Consider the following 641-nt stretch of genomic DNA (forward strand, 5'->3'; position numbering starts at 1 on the left):
TTTAATTGATGTATATAATTAATATGGAAAGTATAGCATTCATAGTATGACAACAGTCTGTCAGCTTTTATAAATAAATTCAATTTCATTCCTATATGCATTTTCAAGCCATAGTGGCGCTAATATTTTTACATGCCTACCAAACATCAATAAAAATGGCAATAAGTTTTTATCGGTATCATAATGAAAGGTTACTTTTAAACTCCCGTCTTCAAGTACCATTATTTCATCCTCAATAAAAAAATCGTATAATTTCCCAAGTTCGCTTTTTGAAAACAACAATATAATCTTCTCTACTTTAACTGCCTTATTCATTACGCGTTCGCTTTTCCCCGTATAGGCTGTTCTAGTATTGTCATGTATTACTTCCATATCTCTAATCCTAGTCAACTTAAATAATCTCAAAGCTTTTCTAGATTCGCAAAAGGCTTCTAAATACCAACTACCATTCATAAAATTTAATTTTAAAGGTTGAATCATTCGATTAGATATATTCGCTGTTTGTGACACATAAGAAATACGGATTTTATTTCCTTCATCAATTATAGAAAGTATTTTTTTGATCTTTCGTTTTGTTTCTTCTTCTATCGTTTCTCGATGTAATGTAGATGATGATATTGTGATATTGGAATGATACTCCT

At 29.6% G+C, this 641-nt stretch carries 1 protein-coding gene; it reads right to left on the bottom strand.

The genetic code is table 11. The features are described from left to right. Window positions 1-60: 60 nt before the first annotated feature. Window positions 61-641 (bottom strand): helix-turn-helix transcriptional regulator (locus V7183_RS25340; protein ID WP_335361258.1); only part of this gene is annotated, 581 nt, incomplete at its 5' end.

This window comes from Bacillus sp. JJ1127 (assembly GCF_036965845.1).
Taxonomy (GTDB): Bacteria; Bacillota; Bacilli; order Bacillales; family Bacillaceae_G; genus Bacillus_A.